Source organism: Streptomyces desertarenae (assembly GCF_042681365.1).
Classification (GTDB): Bacteria; Actinomycetota; Actinomycetes; order Streptomycetales; family Streptomycetaceae; genus Streptomyces; species Streptomyces desertarenae.
The window spans coordinates 256,532-275,994 of sequence record NZ_JBHUFU010000007.1; the positions used below are offsets into that span (position 1 = coordinate 256,532).

Sequence of the window (19,463 nt, forward strand, 5' to 3'; positions counted from 1 at the left end):
TCACTCCCCCACCTCGCCGTCGGCCAGCTCGCGGACGACGTCGAGGTGCCCGGCGTGGCGCGCGTACTCCTGCAGCAGGTGGAAGAGGATCCAGGCCAGGGTGGGCGCCTCCTCCCGCGTGGCGAAGCGGCCCCCGGGCGCGGCGCGGTCGGTGAGGGCGGCGGAGGCGGCGATCTCGCGGGAGCGGGCGCACTCGGCGCGGAAGTGGGCCACGACCTCCTCCACCGCCGTGCCGTCGGGGACGTGCCAGCGGCCGCCGTCGTCCCGGTCCGCCCAGGGGTCCTCGACCGGCTCGGCCAGGAAGCCCCACCGCATCCACCGGCGTTCGACGCAGGCCAGGTGCCGCAGGAGCTCCAGCGGGGTCCAGCCCGACGGCAGGCGGCTGCCGCGCAGCTCGGCCTCGGGGAGCCCGGCGAGCTTCCGCAGCACGGTGTCGCGGTAGTAGTCGAGGTAGGCGAGCAGCAGGCGGTGCGCGTCGGGCGGGGTGTCGGGCGGGGGCTCGGGCAGCGGGGTCTCCGCGGTCGGTCCGGTCATGCCAGGGCTGTCTCCTCCAGGGTGAGGACGCACGCGTCGGCGTCCAGGACGGCGGGCACGCCGAGGGGGAGGGTCAGGGTCGCCGGGCCGTGCCCGAAGCCCAGCTCCTCCACCACGGGGACGCCCAGCGGGGCGAGCCGGTCCAGCAGCACCGCGCGGACCTCCTCGTAGGGGCCGCAGTCGTGCCAGGAGCCCAGCGCGATCCCCGTCACGCCGTCCAGCTCGCCGGAGCGCAGCAGGTGGGTGAGGTACCCGTCGATGCGGTACGGCTTCTCCCCGACGTCCTCCAGCAGCAGGATGCCGCCGCCGTCCGGGCAGGCGGGCCGCCGCCCGCGGACGCCGGATTCGCCGGCCAGCAGGGACAGGCAGCCGCCGAAGGTGGTGCCGCGGGCGCGGCCGGGCACCAGGGTGCGCGCACCGGCCGGGGCGATCCCGGTGACCGTCTCCGGTGCCAGGAGGGTGCGGCGCAGGTGGTCCTGGGTCGCGGCGTCCTTGAGGAAGGAGGCGGTGGCGGGCATCGGGCCGTGCACGGTGGCCTGGCCCAGCCGGGCGGCGACGGCCCCGTGGAGCGCGGTGATGTCGCTGTAGCCGACGAACGCCTTGGGGCCGGCCGCCCGCAGCGCCTCCCAGTCCAGCAGGTCCACCGTCCGCTGGGCGCCGTAGCCGCCCCGTGCGGCCAGGACCGCCGCGACGGCGGGGTCGCACCAGGCGTCGGTCAGGTCGCGGGCCCGGTCGGCGTCGGTGCCGGCGAGGTGGTCCAGGCGCGGGTGGACGTCGAGGACGTGCGGCATGACCTGCGGGTCCAGGTCCCAGCCGCGCAGGATGTCCAGGCCCGCGTCGAGCAGCTCGCGGGGGACCGGGCCGCTGGGCGCCACGATCGCCACCCGGTCGCCGGGACGCAGCCGCCGGGGCCGCAGGAGGCCGCGCCTGGGCCCGGCGGGGCCGGCGGGGGTCATCCGTCCAGCTCCAGGCGGGGCACGTCCGGCCGGTCGAAGCCGAACACCCGGGAGTAGAGGGAGAGTTCGGCCTCGACGGCGCGGGCGATGGTCCCGGCCCTGCGGAAGCCGTGGCCCTCCCCCTCGAAGGCGAGGTAGGCGTGCGGCACTCCGCGCCCGGCGACCGCGGCGAGGAAGCGCTCGCACTGGGCGGGCGGGCAGATCGCGTCGTCCAGGCCCTGGAGCAGCAGGAACGGCACGGTGACGCGGTCGGCGTGGCGCAGGGGCGAGCGGTCGCGGTAGCGCTCGGGGTGCTCCCGGGGGCTGCCGACCAGGGAGACCAGGTACTGCGACTCGAAGTCGTGGGTGCCGCCGGCCGCCCAGTCCTCCAGGTCCAGGACCGGGTAGAGGATCGTGCCGCAGGCGTACAGGCCCTCGGTGAGCGGCGAGGTGAGGGAGACGGCGGTGGTCCAGCCGCCGGCGCTGCCGCCGCGTATGGCCAGCCGGGCGGGGTCGGCGGTGCCCTCGTCGGCCAGCGCTCGGGCGACGGCGGCGCAGTCCTCGACGTCGACCACGCCCCACTGCTCCCGCAGCCGCTCCCGGTAGGCGCGCCCGTAGCCGGTCGAGCCGCCGTAATTGACCTCCACGACGCCGATGCCGCGCGAGGTGAAGTAGGCGATCTCCAGGTCCAGGACGAGCGGGGCGCGCCCGGTGGGCCCTCCGTGGGCCCACACCACGTACGGCGGTAGTTCGCCGTCGGGGGCCCGGTGGGCGGGGTTGCGCGGCGGGTGGAGGTGGGCGTGGATCTCGCGTCCGCCGGGGCCCCGGACGACGCGCGCCCGCGGGTCGGGGTAGTAGGCGGGGTCCACGGGGTCGGTGTGCCCGGCGCCGACGACGAGGGCGTGGCCGGTGCAGGTGTCCAGCTCCACGACCTCGTGGCCGCGGTGGGGGCCGGCGGCCACACCGACGACCCGGGTGCCGGCGGCCGCCAGCGTCGGGGTCCACTCCGTCCAGGGGCCGGGGGCGTCGGCCAGTTCGCCGGTGGCGGGGTCGAGGATGCCCAGGCGCTGGGCGCCCACCCCGTGGAGGACGGCGACCAGGCCGTTCTCCAGCGGCTCGAACCACTGGTGGCCGATCTTCCACAGCGGCCCGCCGAACTCCTCCTGCCGGGGGCACAGGCCGGTGCCGGCGGCGGCCTCGCGCGGGACGCCGGGCGCAAGCAGGTCGGGGGCGATGCGCCGGAGGTTCCACCAGCCGCCGAGGTCGCCGGTGAACAGCAGCGAGCCGTCCGCGCTCCAGCCGGCCTGGGCGACCGACTCGCCGGTCCCCCCGGCGACGGGCCGCACGGCCTCCAGGGCGCCCTCCGCGGTGACGTCGGCGAGGCGGACGACCGTGCCGTCCCAGGGCATCCGCGGATGGTCCCAGGCCAGCCACGCCACGTGCCGCCCGTCCGGGGAGAGCCGGGGGCCGGTGACGAAGCGGTCGGTGCCGTCGGTCAGCTCCCGCACCCGGGTGCGGTCCTCGGCGGCCGAGCCGTCCAGGGGGACGGCGGCGAGCACGCGGCGCACGTCGGTGGGGGCCGGGCCGGTGGACTCCTCCAGCACGCACCACACCTCGCCCCGGCCGGGCAGCACCACCGGGTCGGCCCAGCGCAGGCCGCCGCCGACCGGGGACAGGGGGGTGAGCGGGCGGGGGACGGCGCCGGGCGCGTCGGGTTCGAGGGCGTGGAGCCGCTGGTCGGCGTGGTGGGTGAAGACGATCAGCGGCCCGCCCGCGGCGCGTTCGGCCCCGGCCCAGGGGCGGCCCCCGTACTCGATCACCCGGTTGCGGACGTTCCACGGGGCGGGCAGCACGGACTCGGCCGGCCCGGTGGCGTCCGGGCGCAGCCGCATCAGGGTGCGGCGCCCGTCCTCGGTGGGGCGGGGCTCGGTCCACCACACCTCCTGCCCGACCGCGCCCACGTACTCGGGCCGGCCGTCGTGCGCGGCGACCAGGCGGGCGTCGATCGGGGACTCCCAGGTGCCGTAGGGGGCGGTGACGGGGATCATCGGTGCGGCTCCTCGGGGCGTCGCGGACCGGTGCGGGGCGGGGAGCGGGGTCAGAGGGAGAACAGGGCGCGGTCCATGACGCGCACGCCGAAGTGCAGGGCGTCGACGGGGACGCGTTCGTCCACGCCGTGGAACATCGCCTGGTAGTCCAGTCCCTCGGGGAGCCTGAGCGGGGTGAAGCCGTAGCCGGTGACGCCCAGCGGCGCGAACTGCTTGGCGTCGGTGCCGCCGGTCATGCAGAACGGGATGACGTGGGCGTCGGGGTCGAAGTGCTCCAGGGACTCGCGCAGCACGGCGAAGGTGCGCGAGTCGACCGGGGCCTGGAGGGCCGGGCCGCGGTGGTAGAACTCCCACTCCACGTCCGGGCCGGTCAGCTCGTCCATGGTGGCGACGAACTCCTCCTCGGTGCCGGGGAGCATCCGCCCGTCCACGTACGCCGTGGCGGCACCGGGGATGACGTTGATCTTGTAGCCGGCCTTGAGCCCGGTGGGGGCGGAGCTGTTGCGCACGGTCGCCTCGACCAGCTTGGCGGCCGGGCCCAGCTTGGGCAGCAGGTCGTCCACGTCGAAGTCGGGCGCGTCGAAGTCCGGTTCGTCCAGCCCGGCCAGCCGGGACAGCTCGGTCAGGGCGGCGCGCACCGTCTCCGAGAGCCGCACGGGCCAGGTGTGCTCGCCGACGCGGTGCACCGCGGCGGCCAGCCGGCTGACGGCGTTGGCGCGGTTGACCTTGGAGCCGTGCCCGGCGCGGCCGGTGGCGGTGAGCTCCATCCAGGCGGTGCCGCGCTCGCCCGTCGCGATCGGGTACAGCTGCAGCCCGCCGCCGGCGTGGAAGGTGTAGGCGCCGGACTCGCTGATGCCCTCGGTGCAGCCCTCGAACAGCTCGGGGTGCTCGCGGGCGAGGAAGTCGGCGCCGTACTGGCCGGTGTCCTCCTCGTCGGCGGTGAAGGCGAGGACGATGTCGCGGCGGGGGCGCACCCCGGCCCGCCGCCAGGCACGGACCACGGAGAGCACCATCGCGTCGGCGTTCTTCATGTCGACCGCGCCGCGGCCCCAGACCACGCCGTCGCGGACCTCGCCGGAGAAGGGGTGGACCGTCCAGTCGGAGGGTTCGGCCGGCACCACGTCCAGGTGGCCGTGGACGAGCAGCGCGTCGGCGCCCGGGTCGGTGCCCTCGATGCGGGCGACGACGTTGGTGCGGCCGGGTACCTTCTCCAGCAGCGCGGGCTCGATGCCGGCCTCGGCCAGCTTCTCCGCGACGTACTCGGCGGCCTTCCGCTCCGTGCCGTCGCCGTTGCCGAGGTTGACGGAGTCGATGTGGATCAGTTCGGAGGTGAAGGCGACCGCCTCGTCGAGCGCCTGCCGGTCGATCCGTCCGGCGTCCGGCGCGAGGCCGCCGCCGGCGCCCTCGCCGTGCTGCTCAGCCATACTGCTCCTCCACTGCGGCAGAGACGACGGTGGTGACCGCCTTGAAGGTGCGGATCCCCTCGTACATGTCGGGTGAGGTGTAGGCCACGCGGCGCTCGCCGGTGCGCTCCACGCCGGGCACGACGGTCGCCGCGCCGGCCAGGTGCTCGGCGTCGAACTCCAGCTCCACGGTGCGGGGCCGGCGCGCGGCGGGCTCGTGGCGGACGGCCAGCGCCGCCGCCTCTTCCGCCGCGGCGCGGATGTCGGCGGCGGTGCGGGCGGGGGTGCGGCAGACGGCCGCGTAGCGGGAGACGCAGTCCTTGACGGCGACCGTGCGCGCGCCGGGCGCGTAGCCGCCGGCGTCGGCGCAGGTGCGGTCGTCGCCGGTGACGAGGACGACGGGCACGCCGTACTCGGCGGCCACCGCGGCGTTGAGCCGTCCCTCGCCGGCGCGTTCGCCGTCCAGCCAGACGCCGGTGACGGAGTTGGCGAGGTAGGTGTGGGCGAGGACGCCCTCCTCACCGGCGCCCGTGTGGTATCCGACGAAGGCGACGCCGTCCACGTCCCCGTGCTGGATGCCTTCGAGCATGCTGAGGGACTTGTGGCGGCCGGTGATCATCTGCGCCCGGTCGTCGAGCCGTTCCAGCAGCAGGTTCCGCATGGTCCAGTGGGCCTCGTTGACCAGCACCTCGTCGGCGCCGCCGGCCAGGAACCCGGCGATCGCCGCGTTGACGTCGGAGGTGAACATCGGGCGGCAGCGCTCCCACTGCGGCGTCCCGGGCAGGACGTCGGCGGGCCAGGTCACCCCCGTGGCGCCCTCCATGTCGGCGCTGATCAGGATCTTCGTCATGGCAGGTCACGTTACGCGCCGCCCGCCCGCGGTCAAAGACCCCCGCGGCACCGCCGGTGGACCATACCGGTGACGTCCACCGGGGCGGGGCGGGTCCGGCCGCCGGGGCGGGCGGGCGCCGGTTCAGCGGCCGACCACCAGCCAGGTCGCCGGCAGGTCCAGCCGTGAGCCGTCCGGTTCGAAGTCCGTGGTGGACAGCGGGAGCGCGCCGTCGGCGACGACCCGCAGCCCGGCGGCCTCGAACGGGGCGGCGGTCCCGGCCGGCGCCCCGCCGGCGTCCCGCCCCTCCTCCCGGCCGCCGACCGGGCCGGGCGCCTCGGAGAGGCGGGAGAGGTCGGTCAGGCCGGGCGAGTCCAGGGGCCCGGGGAGGTCCCCGGCGCTCTCGGCCCCGGCTCCCCGGGCCAGGGCCTCCCGGGCCGCCGGGGCGGCCTCCACCACGAAGGCGCGGCCGCGCTCGCCGACGAGGGCCGCGACGGACTCCGCGACGCGCGGGCGGTCGCCGGGCTCGCTGCGCTGCAGGACGCCGCGCAGGTAGACGTTGGCGTCGCCCAGCTCGTCGTGGAGGCGGCGCATGGCGCCGGGGTCGGCGGCGTCGAGCTGCCGGAAGTCGGGGGCGGAGCGGCCTCCCGCTCCCTCCCCCACCACGGTCCGGGCGCGCTCCAGCGCCTCGGCGGACCGGTCGGTGCCCACGCACGGGTGGAAGCGGCCGGCCAGGAAGACCGTCCGGGCGCCGCTGCCGCAGTCGACGTCGACCAGCGGAAGGCCGGGGTCGAAGTACTCCTCGAAGATCGGCAGGTGGACGGCGGCCGTGATCGCGGGATCGGTGCTCCACGCGCCTTCCCAGGTGTCGCCGCCGGTTCGCGGGGTGGCGCTCACGGGTCTCTCCTCTTTCGCTGTCGTGCTCGGCGGGCCGCCGGGGTGCGGCCGCCGGGAGACCCGCCTACCCCGTTCGGCTCCGTTCGTGCCTCCCCGTCCCGGCGTCTTCGCGGCCCGCCCGGCGCGGGGACCGAGCCGGGGCTCCGGGGGGCGGGGGCCCGCTCGGGGGGCCGGTCCGGGCCGTTCAGGGAGCCGTCCGCCGGGGCGGCGGGGCGGCGAGGCGGGCGGCGAGGTTGCCGAGCACCTCCCGGTGGTCCCGCCCCAGGCGGCGGGCCAGGCGCCGGCCGCCCGCCCTCAGCAGGGCGCCGGCGCGCGGCTCCTCCCAGACGGCGGTGACGGTGACCCGTGCCGTGCCCGCGCCCGCGGCCGGGGTGACGGTCCAGGTGGTGACCAGGGAGGAGCACCGGTCGCGTTCGACCAGCTGCCCCGGCATCGGCTCGTCCACCTCCAGCAGGAAGGACCGCCCGCCCCCGGGGGGACCCGCCGCCTCCCAGCGCACGAGCGTGCCGGCGCCGTCGCCGCCCGCGTGCACCTCGTATCCGCCGCACCGGGCGGGCAGCAGCCCGCCGCGGGTGCCGGCGTAGTCCGCGAGCGCGGCGAAGACCTCGTCCGCCCCGGCCCCGATCTCGCACTGCACGGTGGACTCGAACCACGCCACGGCCCTGGTCTCCCTCCGTCCCGCGCCCCGCGCCCGTGCCGCGGGGTCCGCACGGCAAGCCAACCACCCCGCGGCGCACCGGGACGGGCCGGGTTGACCCCACGAAGGGAACAGGTGTTCTATTCTTTGACGGCAGAGCGAGGAGGCCGCATGCGCTGGGAGAGGCTGGGCGACGGCAGCGACGGACCGGACGCGGGCGGCACCACGGCCGCCCTCTTCGGCGCCGGCGCGGTGACCCGCACGTTCGACGCCCCCGAGTTCCGGGGCATCACCTTCCACGAGGTGAGGGCCCGTTCGATCATCAACCGGGTGCCCGGCGCCTCCCGGCTGCCGTTCGAGTGGACCGTCAACCCCTACCGGGGCTGCTCCCACGCCTGTGTGTACTGCTTCGCCCGCCGCAGCCACGCCTACCTGGACCTGGACACCGGCATCGGCTTCGACACGCAGATCGTGGTGAAGACCAACGCGGGCCGGCTGCTGCGCCGCGAGCTGTCCTCGCCCCGCTGGCCGGGCCGGCACATCGCGATGGGGACGAACGTCGACTGCTACCAGCGCGCCGAGGGCCGCTACCGGCTGATGCCGGAGATCCTGGCCGCCCTGCGCGACCACGCGAACCCCTTCTCCCTCCTCACCAAGGGCACCCTGATCCTGCGCGACCTGGACCTGCTGCGCTCGGCCTGCGCCGTGGCGGAGGTGGGGGTGTCGGTGTCGGTCGCCTTCCTCGACGAGGAGCTGTGGCGCGCCGTCGAGCCCGGGGCCCCGGCCCCCGGGCGGCGGCTGGAGGTGGTGCGCGCCCTCGGCGAGCACGGCATCGGCTGCGGGGTGCTGATGGCCCCGGTGATCCCGTTCCTCTCCGACAGCCCCGCCCAGCTGCGCGCGACGGTGCGGGCGATAGCCGCGGCGGGCGCCACCTCCGTCACCCCGCTCGCCCTGCACCTGCGCCCCGGCGCCCGCGAGTGGTTCACGGCCTGGCTCGCCCGCAACCACCCCGGCCTGGTGCGCCCCTACGAGGCGCTGTACTCCGAGGGCGCCTACGCCCCCCGGTGGTACCAGCGCCAGATCACCCGCCAGGTGCACGAACTGGCCGAGGAGTACGGCATCGGCCCCTCCCGGCCGGACGCGCACCGGGGCGCCGCTCCCCCGCGCCGCGCCCCCGGACCGGAGCCGGGGCCGGAACCGGGCCCGACCCAGCTCACCCTCCTGTGAGACGCCCCCTCCCGCGCGGCGGGCCCCGGCTCCGGGCACCCCTCGCGCCCCGGACGGCCCCCCGTCCCCGCGGCCGCGGCACCGCCCGCGCCGCGGCCGCCTTCCGTACACGCGCCGGAATCCGCCCGTTCACCGGTTCTCCCCACCCCCGTACGGACGCCTCCGTCCGGGCTCGAGCGGCTGCCGCAACCCTCCCACTGCGTTAGAGTGGGGCTGCTCGCCGACATGATCGGCCTGCTTCCACGCCACCTCCGGGGCCACCGCTCCGTCGTCGTCCGGAGCCTCGGGGGTGGCCGCCCCGGCACACCTCGCCCCTGAACGACCGCCCCCCGCGGGGCCCACGGGAGAAAGGCACACGACGATGGCCGTCTTCAAGCTGCGACTCACAGATGGCCGGGAGAGACTGATCGAGGCCGGCCGGGCGGGACGCACCGCCGACGGCCAGATCGTCATCGAGGACACCGACTCCCTGGGCGTGTGGGGTTGCCTGGAGGAGTACCCGGCCGAGAAGGTGGCGGCCGTCTACCGGCGCGGCCCGGCCGAGAGCGGCATCTACACCTGGATCCCGCAGCCCGTCGAGGGCCGCTGGTGGCGGTACTGAGCCCTCCTCCCCCCGGTCCCCCGCCCCGGGCCGCCGCGCCGCCGCGCCCATCGGAGCCTCCGGACCGGGATCACCGGCCCGTGTGCCGTGAATCACAGGAAGCGGAAAGTCCGCGCCTGCGATTCCCAGGCTGTCGGGCGCTCCCAACTCTTACATCGCGGTAGGTTCGCCCGTCCCCGGCGGTGCACCGGCCCCGGGCCCGCGCACCCCGTCCGGCGCGGCGCCGCGCCGCGCCGGTGGCGGCGGAGCCCGCGGACGGACCCGGCCGCGGGCACCCGCCCGCCCGGCCCACAATGGCACCGTGGAGAGGACCAGCGGGCCGGGCGCCGGCGGGACCGGCGGGACCGGGGAGACGACACGCGGACCGGGGCGGGCCGGCGCCGCCGGAGCGGACTTCCTCCAGCTCGACCCCCGCCAGGCCCCACCCGGCGGACTGGCCGACTGGCTGGCCCGCCGGCTGCGGGCCGCCGTCCTCGACGGCAGCCTTCCGGTGGGCACCCGGCTGCCCGCCACCCGCACGCTGGCGGCGGAGCTGCGCGTGTCCCGGGGCGTGGTCACCGACGCCTACCGGCGGCTGGGCGAGGACGGCCTCGTCGCGGGACGGGGGCGGGCCGGGACAGTGGTCGCCGCCGCGCCCGTGCGGCCCTGCGCTCCCCCGCCGCCCTCCGCACCCGCCGCACCGCCCCCGCCCGCGGAGGTGTTCGCCGCCGAGCCCGGACCGGACGTCTTCGACCTGCTGCGGGCGGTGCCGGCGCGGATCGACCTGACCCCCGGCACACCGGACCTGTCCGCCTTCCCCCGGGCGGCCTGGCTGCGCGCCGAGCGCCGCGTCCTGGACGGCGCGGCCTCCTCCCAGCTGGGCTACGGGGACCCCCGCGGGGCGCCCGCCCTGCGGTCGGCCGTCGCCGGCTGGCTGGCCCGCAACCGGGGGCTGCGGGTGGACCCGGACGAGGTGCTGATCACCTCCGGCACCGCCCAGACGCTCACCCTGTTCGGGCAGGTCCTCCACGACGGCGGGGTGCGGGAGGTGGCGGTGGAGGACCCCGGGGCGCTGGGGGCCCGGATGCACCTGAACGCCCGCGGGCTGGCCACCCCGCCGGTCCCGGTGGACGAGGAGGGGGTCCGCGTCGACGTGCTGCGCGCCACGGGCGCCCCGGTCGTCCTGCTCACGCCCGCCCACCAGTTCCCCACCGGTGTGGTGCTCGGCGGCGGGCGGCGCCGCGCGCTGATGCGGTGGGCCGCCGGAGGCGGGCTGGTCGTGGAGGACGACTACGACGCCGAGCACCGCTACGACCGGCCCCCGGTCCCCGCGCTGCGGTCGGTGCTGCCGGACCGCGTCCTGCACTGCGGCAGCGTCTCCAAACTGCTGGCCCCCGCCCTGCGGCTGGGCTGGGCGGTGGCGCCGCCGCGCCACCGGGAGGCGCTGGTGGAGGCCAGGCGGTACGCCGACCTGGGCAGTGCCGCGCTGCCGCAGCTGACCCTGGCGCGGCTGATGGACTCGGGCGAGCTGGAACGCCACCTGCGTCTGCTGCGCGTCCGCCACCGCCGCCGCCGGGACGCGATGGCCGCCGCGGTCCGGGAGCGGCTGCCGGGCGCGGTGGTGCGGGGCGCGGCGGCGGGGCTGCACCTGACGGTCGTCTTCGACGCCGCCTTCCGCGACACCGACCTGGCCGCCGCCGCGCTCGAGCGGGGCGTGAAGACCCAGCCGCTGTCCTGGCACGCGCAGCGGCCCGGCCCGCCGGGGCTCGTCCTGGGCTACGCCGCCCGGACACCGGGCGAGATCCGCGAGGCGGTGGCCGCCCTGGGCCGGGTGGTGCGGGCGGCGGGCTGACGCCCGCGCGCCGCCCGGTTCACAGCCGGCGCCCGGTTCACGGTCGGCGCCCGGTTCACAGCCGGCGCAGCGCCCCGTCCGCCGCGGCGCGCAGTTCCTCGCGCTCCCGGGCGGCGAGCAGCACCAGGCGGGCCCGCGCGTCGCCCAGCTCCCCCAGCCCCTCCACGCAGGCCCGCGCCACCGGCCAGGGGCGGCAGGGACTCGCCAGCAGCCGGTCCAGCACGCGGATGAGGGTGGGCGCGGACAGCGGCGAGCGCAGCGCGGCCAGCAGTCTGACGGCGTGGAGGGCGTAGGAGACGCGCAGTTCGTTGTCGGCCAGCGCCGCGGCGGCCCGTGCGGTGCGCGGGTCACCCAGGGCCAGCAGGGCGCGGGCGGCGGCCGCGCAGCGGGCCGGGTCGCGGTGGTTGAGCAGGAACACCAGCGTCTCGAAGGCGCGCCGGTCGCCGGCCCGGCCCAGCGAGCAGGCGGCCAGCTCCCGCGCCCACAACGGCCGCCCGGGAGCGGTGAGTTCGGCGGCGAGCGCGTCGCGGTCGCCGGGGGCGCCCCGCCGGGCCAGGGCCAGCAGCCGTTCGTACGCGGCCGGTTCGGCCTCGGCCCGCAGCCGTTCCACCAGCTCGCCGTCCACCCTCTCCACGGCGTTCCCCGCAGCTTCCACCGGCACGCCACCTCCCTGTGGTATGTGCCACACCCCTGGAAGCGGTCTACCCTCTGGTGGTCTTGTTACCCACAAGTTAGCCTCCTCGTCCAAGCGGTACCCCCGCTCGACCGGACGGCCTGGTGACGCAGCCGTCCGCGGTGCAGTCGGTTCAGCACGCACGCAGACAGGACGAGCGCGGCCCCGGGACAGGGCCGTCCGGCTCGTCGCCCGCCGCACACGGCGGCGCGGTCGCGCCCGCCCCGCGCCCCCGGGCGCCCAGGGCTCCCCCGCCTCCCTCCCGTCGTCACCGTTCCCCCTCCTCATCTGGAGTCCCGTGATGGACCGTCCCACCCTCTCCACCGTCGCCGTGGTCGGCCTGGGCACCATGGGCACCGGCATCGCCGAGGTCCTGGCCCGCGCCGGCCGCGAGGTCATCGGCATCGACACCGACGAGAACGCCGCCCGCCGGGCCGCCGCGGCCCTGGAGGCGTCCACCGCGCGCGCCGTGGAGCGCGGGCGGATCACCGAGCGGGAGCGGCGGGACGCGCTCGCCCGCTTCCGCACCTCCGGCGACCTCCGGGCGGCCGCCGGGGCCGACCTGGTCGTCGAGGTCGTGCCCGAGGACTACCGGACCAAGCACCGGGTGATCGCCGAACTGGACGGCATCGTCAGACCGTCGGCCGTCATCGCCACCGGCACCAACGCGCTCTCGGTCACCCGGCTGGCCGCCGACTCCGCGCACCCCGAGCGGGTGCTGGGCATGCACTTCTTCAACCCCGCGCCCGCGATGAAGCTGGTCGAGGTCGTCTCGAGCGTGCTGACCGCCCCCGAGGCGGTCGCCGCGGTCACCGACCTCGCCCACGACCTGGGCAAGGAGCCGGTCGCGGTCGGCGACCGGCCCGGGTTCGTCGCCGACGGGCTGCTGTTCGGCTACCTCAACCAGGCCGCGGCGATGTACGAGGCGAAGTACGCCACCCGCGAGGACATCGACGCCGCGATGCGGCTGGGCTGCGGCCTGCCGATGGGCCCGCTGGCCCTGCTGGACCTGATCGGCGTCGACACCGCCCGCACCGTCCTGGAGGCGATGTACGCCGCGTCCCGCGACCGGCTGCACGCGCCCGCGCCGATCCTGGGCCAGCTCGCCGCCGCCGGTCTGACGGGCCGCAAGGCCGGACGCGGCTTCTACACCTACGAGGCGCCGGGGTCGGCGGCCGTCGTGCCGGACGCGCTGACCCCGCGGGAGGACGGCACGACCGGGACGCCGCGCGCGGTGCGCTCGGTCGGCGTGGTGGGCTCGGGCACCATGGCCTGCGGCATCGCCGAGGTGTTCGCCCGGGCGGGCTACGAGGTGGTGGTGGCCGCCCGCGGCGCGGAGAAGGCCGAACGGGCCGTGTCCCGCATCGCCTCCTCGCTGGAGCGGTCGGTGCGGAAGGGGCGGATGACGGCCGGGGACCGCGAGGAGGCCCTGGCCCGGATCGCCCCGGCCGGGGAGCTGTCCGCGCTGTCCGGCGTCGACCTGGCGGTCGAGGCGGTGGCCGAGGACCTGGAGGTCAAGAAGGACCTGTTCGCGGCGTTGGACGGGGTGTGCAGGCCGGGCGCCGTGCTGGCCACCACCACCTCCTCGCTGCCCGTGGTCGCCTGCGCCCGCGCCACCTCGCGGCCGCAGGACGTCGTCGGGATGCACTTCTTCAACCCCGCGCCCGCGATGAAGCTGGTCGAGGTGGTCCGCACCGTGCTGACCGGCGACGACGTGCACGCCACCGTGCGCGGGGTGTGCGCGGAGATCGGCAAGCACCCGGTGGACTGCGGCGACCGGGCGGGCTTCGTCGTCAACGCCCTGCTGTTCCCGTACCTGAACAACGCGGTCAAGATGGTGCAGGAGCACTACGCGAGCATGGACGACATCGACACGGCCATGAGGCTCGGCGGCGGCTACCCGATGGGGCCGTTCGAGCTGCTGGACGTGGTCGGCCTGGACGTGTCGCTGGCGATCGAGCGGGTGCTGCACCGGGAGTTCCGCGAGCCGGGCCTGGCTCCCGCGCCGCTGCTGGAGCACCTGGTGGCGGCGGGGTGCACGGGCCGCAAGAGCGGCCGCGGCTTCCGCGAGTACGCCAGGCGGTGAGCCCGGCGGACCGGGCGCTCCCGCCGTGCGCGGGCCCGGGCGGGGCGGGCTGCCGGCCCCCGGCGGCCCGCCCGTCCGCGGCGGCCCGCCGTGTAACGTTCCCCACATGTCCCAGACCGTGAAGCCCGCCCGCCCGCAGGCGCCCAACCAGCGTCTGAAGATGCGCCGTGAGCTGGCCGCCGCCGCGATGGAACTCTTCGCCACCAAGGGATACGAGGAGACCACGGTCGACGAGATCGCCGCGGCGGCCGGCGTGGCCCGGCGCACCTTCTTCCGGCACTTCCGCTCCAAGGAAGAAGCGATCTTCCCGGACCACGACGACACCCTGGAGCGCGCCCGGGCGGTGCTGGACGCCGCGCCCCCGCACGAGAACCCGCTGGACACCGTGTGCCGGGGCATCAAGGAGGTCATGAAGATGTACGCGGCCTCCCCGGCGGTCTCGGTCGAGCGGTACAAGCTCACCCGCAAGGTGCCCACCCTGCGGGAGCGGGAGATCGCCTCGGTGGCCCGTTACGAGCGGCTGTTCACGCGCTATCTGCTGGGCCACTTCGACGAGACCGCCGTCTCCCACCGGGACGGCGACGACCCGGGCCTGGACGAGCCGCTGCTGGCCGAGGTGGCCGCCTCGGCGGTGGTCACCGCGCACAACCACGTGCTGCGGCGCTGGCTGCGCGCCGGCGGCCGGGGCGACGTGGAGGCCCAGCTCGACCGGGCCTTCGCCACGGTGCGGCGGACCTTCGGCACGGGCTTCACGGCCGGCCGGGCGGTGGCCGCCGCCCCGGAGCCCGCGGCGGCGCTCGGCCGCGCCGGCGGGGACGACGCGGTGCTGGTGGCGGTGGCGCGCACGGACGCGCCGCTGGAGCAGGTGATGCGCACCATCGAGGAGGCCCTGCGCAAGGGGTGATCTCCGGGCGCCCCCGCCTCCGCCCGCCCCGAGGGGCGGCGGACGGCACCGCGGACGGCACGAGCGAGCGCGGCCGCTTCCCCAGGGAAGCGGCCGCGCTCGCTCATGCGTGCAGCCGTGGCGACAGATGAGGGAAATTGTTGGCACGTAGTGCCTTGTGCGCTGGCACGCAGTGCCATAACGTGCTCGGTGTCCGGGCACTGTCCCCGCGGTCACTGCCGCGTGTCCGGACGCCTGCGTCACAGGCCTTCAGCGCTACCGCGCCGAGCCGCAGCACCACCGCCGAACCGACGGCACCAGCAGCTCACACCGTTCAAGACCCCAGCGATCCCTCAAGCGTCTACACGCTCGCCGGAGGCCCACGTGAAGGAAATCCTGGACGCGATCCTCGCGTCGGACAGCACGCCCGCAGACTTCGCCCACCTCGCCCTGCCCGAGTCCTACCGCGCGGTGACCGTGCACAAGGACGAGGTCGAGATGTTCGACGGCCTGCCCACCCGGGAGAAGGACCCCCGCAAGTCGCTCCACCTGGACGAGGTGCCGGTGCCCGAACTGGGCCCGGGCGAGGCGCTGGTGGCGGTGATGGCCAGCTCCGTGAACTACAACTCGGTGTGGACCTCGATCTTCGAGCCGTTGTCGACCTTCGGCTTCCTGGAGCGCTACGGCCGCACCTCGCCGCTGGCCAAGCGCCACGACCTGCCCTACCACGTCATCGGCTCCGACCTGGCGGGCGTGGTGCTGCGCACCGGCCCCGGCGTCAACGCCTGGCGGCCCGGCGACGAGGTCGTCGCCCACTGCCTGTCGGTGGAACTGGAGAGCGCCGACGGCCACGACGACACCATGCTCGACCCCGAGCAGCGCATCTGGGGCTTCGAGACCAACTTCGGCGGCCTGGCCGAGATCGCGCTGGTGAAGTCCAACCAGCTCATGCCCAAGCCCAAGCACCTGTCCTGGGAGGAGGCCGCGGCCCCGGGCCTGGTGAACTCCACCGCCTACCGGCAGCTGGTCTCCCGCAACGGCGCCGGGATGAAGCAGGGCGACAACGTCCTGATCTGGGGCGCCAGCGGCGGCCTGGGCTCCTACGCCACCCAGTTCGCCCTGGCCGGCGGCGCCACCCCCATCTGCGTGGTCTCCTCCCCGCAGAAGGCCGAGATCTGCCGCTCCATGGGCGCCGAGGCGGTCATCGACCGCACCGCCGAGGACTACCGGTTCTGGAAGGACGAGAACACCCAGGACCCGAAGGAGTGGAAGCGCTTCGGCAAGCGCATCCGCGAACTGACCGGCGGCGAGGACGTGGACATCGTCTTCGAGCACCCGGGGCGGGAGACCTTCGGCGCCTCCGTCTACGTCACCCGCAAGGGCGGCACGATCGTCACCTGCGCCTCGACCTCCGGCTACATGCACAGCTACGACAACCGCTACCTGTGGATGTCCCTGAAGAGGATCATCGGCTCCCACTTCGCCAACTACCGCGAGGCGTGGGAGGCCAACCGCCTCATCGCCAAGGGGAAGATCCACCCCACGCTGTCGCGGACGTACTCCCTGGAGGAGACCGGCCAGGCCGCCTACGACGTGCACCGCAACCTGCACCAGGGCAAGGTCGGCGTGCTCTGCCTGGCCCCGCGGGAGGGCATGGGCGTGCGCGACCGGGAGACGCGCGAGAAGCACCTCCCCGCCATCAACCGCTTCCGGAACGTCTGAGGCCGCCGTGGCAGAGCGCCAGAAGGACCGTCCGTGGCTGATGCGGACGTACGCCGGGCACTCCACCGCCGAGGCGTCCAACGAGCTGTACCGGCGCAACCTCGCCAAGGGCCAGACCGGCCTGTCGGTCGCGTTCGACCTGCCCACCCAGACGGGGTACGACCCCGACCACGTCCTCGCCCGCGGCGAGGTCGGCCGGGTCGGGGTGCCGGTCTCCCACCTGGGCGACATGCGGCGGCTGTTCCGGGGCATCCCCCTGGAGCGGACGAACACCTCGATGACCATCAACGCCACCGCCATGTGGCTGCTGGCGCTCTACCAGGTGGTCGCCGAGGAGCAGGGCGCGGACGTCTCCCGGCTCTCGGGGACGACGCAGAACGACATCGTCAAGGAGTACCTCTCGCGCGGGACGCACGTCTTCCCGCCGGGCCCCTCCCTGCGCCTGACCACCGACGTGATCGCCTATACCGTGGCGAACGCGCCCCGGTGGAACCCGATCAACATCTGCAGCTACCACCTGCAGGAGGCCGGGGCCACTCCGGTGCAGGAGATCGCGTACGCGATGTCGACGGCCATGGCGGTCCTGGACGCCGTGCGCGGCTCCGGGCAGGTGCCGCCGGAGCGGTTCGGCGACGTCGTCGCCCGCATCTCCTTCTTCGTCAACGCGGGCGTCCGCTTCGTCGAGGAGATGTGCAAGATGCGGGCCTTCACCCGCATCTGGGACCGGATCGCCCGCGAGCGGTACGGGATCGAGGACCCCCGGCAGCGGCGCTTCCGCTACGGCGTCCAGGTCAACTCCCTGGGGCTGACCGAGGCGCAGCCGGAGAACAACGTCCAGCGGATCGTGCTGGAGATGCTGGCCGTCACCCTCTCCAAGGACGCCCGCGCCCGCGCCGTGCAGCTGCCCGCCTGGAACGAGGCCCTCGGCCTGCCCCGGCCCTGGGACCAGCAGTGGTCGCTGCGCATCCAGCAGGTCCTCGCCCACGAGAGCGACCTGCTGGAGTACGACGACCTGTTCGCCGGGTCGCACGTGGTGGAGGCCAGGACCGCCGAGCTGGCCGAGGGCGCGCTCGCCGAGATCGAGCGCATCCAGGAGATGGGTGGCGCCCTGGCCGCGGTGGAGTCCGGCTACCTGAAGTCGCAGCTGGTGGCCTCGCACGCCGAGCGGCGCGCGCGCATCGAGTCCGGCGAGGAGAAGATCGTCGGGGTCAACTGCTTCGAGACCACCGAGCCCAGCCCGCTCACCGCCGACCTGGACGCGGCGATCACGACCGTGGACCCGGCGGTGGAGCGGGAGGTCGTCGCCGCGCTCCAGCGGTGGCGGGACGAGCGGGACGAGGCCCGCGCCCACCGGGCGCTGGCCGAGCTGAAGCGGGTCGCCGCGGGGGACGGCAACCTGGTGCCGGCCACCGTCGAGTGCGCCCGCGCCGGGGTGACCACCGGGGAGTGGGCCTGGGCGCTGCGGGACGTCTTCGGCGAGTACCGGGCCCCCACCGGGGTGAGCTCGGCGCCCGTGGCGGCCCCCGCCGAGGCGGGCTCCGCCCTGGCCGGGGTGCGCCGCAAGGTGGAGGCGACCGCCGCCGAGCTGGGCTGCGGCAGGCTGCGCCTGCTGGTGGGCAAGCCCGGCCTGGACGGGCACAGCAACGGGGCCGAGCAGATCGCCGTACGGGCCCGCGACGCGGGCTTCGAGGTGGTCTACCAGGGCATCCGGCTCACCCCCGAGCAGATCGTCTCGGCGGCCGTCGCCGAGGACGTGCACTGCGTCGGGCTGTCGATCCTCTCCGGCTCGCACGCCGAGCTGGTGCCCGACGTGCTGGACCGGCTGCGCCGCGCGGGCGCGGCGGGCCTGCCCGTCGTCGTCGGCGGCATCATCCCGCGCGCCGACGCCGAGGCGCTGCGCTCCGCCGGAGTCGCCGCGGTCTTCACCCCGAAGGACTTCGGCATCACGGAGATCATCGGCCGTATCGTCGACGAGATCCGCAAGGCCAACGAGCTCGACCCCCTGGAGGTCCCCGCATGACCACCGACCGTTCCGCCCGGACCGTCGGCGCCGGCTACGACCGGCTGCGCCCGCGCCGCTCCTGCCTCGCCGTCCCCGGAAGCAATCCGCGCTTCCTGGAGAAGGCCCAGGGCCTCCCCGCCGACCAGGTCTTCCTCGACCTGGAGGACGCCTGCGCGCCGCTGGCCAAGCCCGAGGCCCGGCACACCGTCGTGAAGTTCCTCAACGAGGGCGACTGGACGGGCAAGACCCGGGTCGTGCGGGTGAACGACTGGACGACGCACTGGACGTACCGCGACGTGGTCACGGTGGTCGAGGGGGCGGGGCCCAACCTGGACTGCATCATGCTGCCGAAGGTGCAGGACGCCTCCCAGGTGCAGGCGCTGGACCTGCTGCTGACCCAGATCGAGAAGACGATGGGCTTCGAGGTCGGCCGCATCGGCATCGAGGCGCAGATCGAGAACGCCCGGGGCCTGGTGAACGTCGACGAGATCGCGGCGGCCTCGCCGCGCCTGGAGACCATCATCTTCGGCCCGGCCGACTTCATGGCCTCCATCAACATGAAGTCCCTGGTCGTGGGCGAGCAGCCGCCGGGGTACCCGGCCGACGCCTACCACTACATCCTGATGCGCATCCTGATGGCGGCCCGCGCCCACGACCTCCAGGCGATCGACGGGCCCTACCTGCAGATCCGCAACGTGGACGGCTACCGCGAGGTGGCCCGGCGCGCCGCCGCGCTCGGCTTCGACGGCAAGTGGGTGCTGCACCCCGGCCAGATCGAGGCGTCGAACGAGATCTTCTCCCCCTCCCAGGAGGACTACGACCACGCCGAGCTGATCCTCGACGCCTACGAGTACTTCACCTCCGAGGAGGGCGGGAAGAAGGGGTCGGCGATGCTCGGCGACGAGATGATCGACGAGGCCAGCCGGAAGATGGCGCTGGTCATCGCGGGCAAGGGGCGGGCCGCCGGTATGAGGCGGACCTCGGTGTTCGAGCCGCCGGCCGCCTGACGGCCCCGCGCTGCGGCCGGTCCGCCGGTGCGCCCCGCCCCGGGCGCACCGGCCCGGCGGGCGGACCCGTCCGCCGCCGCGTGCGCCACGCCCCCGCACGCCCACCCAGGCCCCGGTCCCGCCCGGTTCGGCGGGACCGCCACACCAC

Annotated in this window: 16 protein-coding genes; 8 read left to right on the forward strand and 8 right to left on the reverse strand. The window is 75.7% G+C overall.

Going from position 1 to position 19,463, the window contains the following annotated elements:
- The 7 genes from ACFSJS_RS14235 to ACFSJS_RS14265 form a co-directional block, all read right to left on the reverse strand.
- Nucleotides 1-534, reverse strand: coding sequence for a DinB family protein (locus ACFSJS_RS14235; RefSeq protein ID WP_380900124.1), 534 nt, complete (start codon nucleotides 532-534; stop codon nucleotides 1-3).
- Nucleotides 531-1,490: a S66 peptidase family protein gene (locus ACFSJS_RS14240; RefSeq protein WP_380900126.1), complete on the reverse strand. Its 960-nt coding sequence runs from the start codon at nucleotides 1,488-1,490 to the stop codon at nucleotides 531-533. Before ACFSJS_RS14240 ends, ACFSJS_RS14235 begins: the two co-directional genes overlap by 4 nt.
- Entirely contained in the window at nucleotides 1,487-3,517 is a 2,031-nt protein-coding gene (locus tag ACFSJS_RS14245) for a S9 family peptidase (protein WP_380900128.1), read from the reverse strand. Before ACFSJS_RS14245 ends, ACFSJS_RS14240 begins: the two co-directional genes overlap by 4 nt.
- A gap of 50 nt (nucleotides 3,518-3,567) precedes the next feature.
- On the reverse strand, nucleotides 3,568-4,941 hold the full coding sequence (locus tag ACFSJS_RS14250; protein WP_380900130.1) for a M20/M25/M40 family metallo-hydrolase: 1,374 nt from the start codon (nucleotides 4,939-4,941) through the stop codon (nucleotides 3,568-3,570).
- A complete protein-coding gene (locus ACFSJS_RS14255) occupies nucleotides 4,934-5,770 on the reverse strand; it encodes a M55 family metallopeptidase (protein ID WP_380900132.1) in 837 nt (278 codons plus the stop codon). The genes ACFSJS_RS14250 and ACFSJS_RS14255 overlap by 8 nt, the downstream gene beginning before the upstream one ends.
- 123 nt (nucleotides 5,771-5,893) lie before the next feature.
- Nucleotides 5,894-6,646, reverse strand: a complete 753-nt coding sequence (locus tag ACFSJS_RS14260) for a class I SAM-dependent methyltransferase (RefSeq protein WP_380900134.1) — start codon at nucleotides 6,644-6,646, stop codon at nucleotides 5,894-5,896.
- A 184-nt stretch (nucleotides 6,647-6,830) separates the two neighbouring features.
- Nucleotides 6,831-7,304, reverse strand: a complete 474-nt coding sequence (locus ACFSJS_RS14265) for an SRPBCC family protein (protein ID WP_380900136.1) — start codon at nucleotides 7,302-7,304, stop codon at nucleotides 6,831-6,833.
- A gap of 150 nt (nucleotides 7,305-7,454) precedes the next feature.
- On the opposite strand from ACFSJS_RS14265, the gene ACFSJS_RS14270 reads away from it, so the two are divergent.
- The 3 genes from ACFSJS_RS14270 to pdxR all read left to right on the forward strand — a co-directional run bounded on the left by ACFSJS_RS14270 (nucleotide 7,455) and on the right by pdxR (nucleotide 10,942).
- Entirely contained in the window at nucleotides 7,455-8,510 is a 1,056-nt protein-coding gene (locus ACFSJS_RS14270; RefSeq protein WP_380900138.1) for an Rv2578c family radical SAM protein, read from the forward strand.
- A 361-nt stretch (nucleotides 8,511-8,871) separates the two neighbouring features.
- A complete protein-coding gene (locus ACFSJS_RS14275) occupies nucleotides 8,872-9,111 on the forward strand; it encodes a hypothetical protein (RefSeq protein WP_380900140.1) in 240 nt (79 codons plus the stop codon).
- 301 nt (nucleotides 9,112-9,412) lie between these two features.
- Nucleotides 9,413-10,942: a MocR-like pyridoxine biosynthesis transcription factor PdxR gene (gene pdxR / locus ACFSJS_RS14280; RefSeq protein ID WP_380900142.1), complete on the forward strand. Its 1,530-nt coding sequence runs from the start codon at nucleotides 9,413-9,415 to the stop codon at nucleotides 10,940-10,942.
- A gap of 55 nt (nucleotides 10,943-10,997) precedes the next feature.
- On the opposite strand, the gene ACFSJS_RS14285 is transcribed toward pdxR, so the two are convergent.
- Nucleotides 10,998-11,603, reverse strand: a complete 606-nt coding sequence (locus ACFSJS_RS14285) for a HEAT repeat domain-containing protein (protein ID WP_380900144.1) — start codon at nucleotides 11,601-11,603, stop codon at nucleotides 10,998-11,000.
- Nucleotides 11,604-11,916: 313 nt separating this feature from the next.
- Here ACFSJS_RS14285 and ACFSJS_RS14290 point away from each other — a divergent pair, with 313 nt between their 5' ends.
- The 5 genes from ACFSJS_RS14290 (at nucleotide 11,917) to ACFSJS_RS14310 (ending at nucleotide 19,315) form a co-directional block, all read left to right on the forward strand.
- Nucleotides 11,917-13,701 (forward strand): 3-hydroxyacyl-CoA dehydrogenase family protein, encoded by a 1,785-nt coding sequence (locus ACFSJS_RS14290; RefSeq protein WP_380900146.1) that lies wholly within the window; start codon nucleotides 11,917-11,919, stop codon nucleotides 13,699-13,701.
- Between the two features lie 106 nt (nucleotides 13,702-13,807).
- Nucleotides 13,808-14,605, forward strand: a complete 798-nt coding sequence (locus ACFSJS_RS14295) for a TetR family transcriptional regulator (RefSeq protein ID WP_380900148.1) — start codon at nucleotides 13,808-13,810, stop codon at nucleotides 14,603-14,605.
- Between the two features lie 363 nt (nucleotides 14,606-14,968).
- Nucleotides 14,969-16,306: a crotonyl-CoA carboxylase/reductase gene (gene ccrA, locus ACFSJS_RS14300; RefSeq protein WP_380900150.1), complete on the forward strand. Its 1,338-nt coding sequence runs from the start codon at nucleotides 14,969-14,971 to the stop codon at nucleotides 16,304-16,306.
- A 7-nt stretch (nucleotides 16,307-16,313) separates the two neighbouring features.
- Nucleotides 16,314-18,326, forward strand: coding sequence for a protein meaA (locus ACFSJS_RS14305; RefSeq protein WP_380900152.1), 2,013 nt, complete (start codon nucleotides 16,314-16,316; stop codon nucleotides 18,324-18,326).
- A complete protein-coding gene (locus tag ACFSJS_RS14310; protein ID WP_380900154.1) occupies nucleotides 18,323-19,315 on the forward strand; it encodes an HpcH/HpaI aldolase/citrate lyase family protein in 993 nt (330 codons plus the stop codon). Before ACFSJS_RS14305 ends, ACFSJS_RS14310 begins: the two co-directional genes overlap by 4 nt.
- Nucleotides 19,316-19,463: the final 148 nt, after the last annotated feature.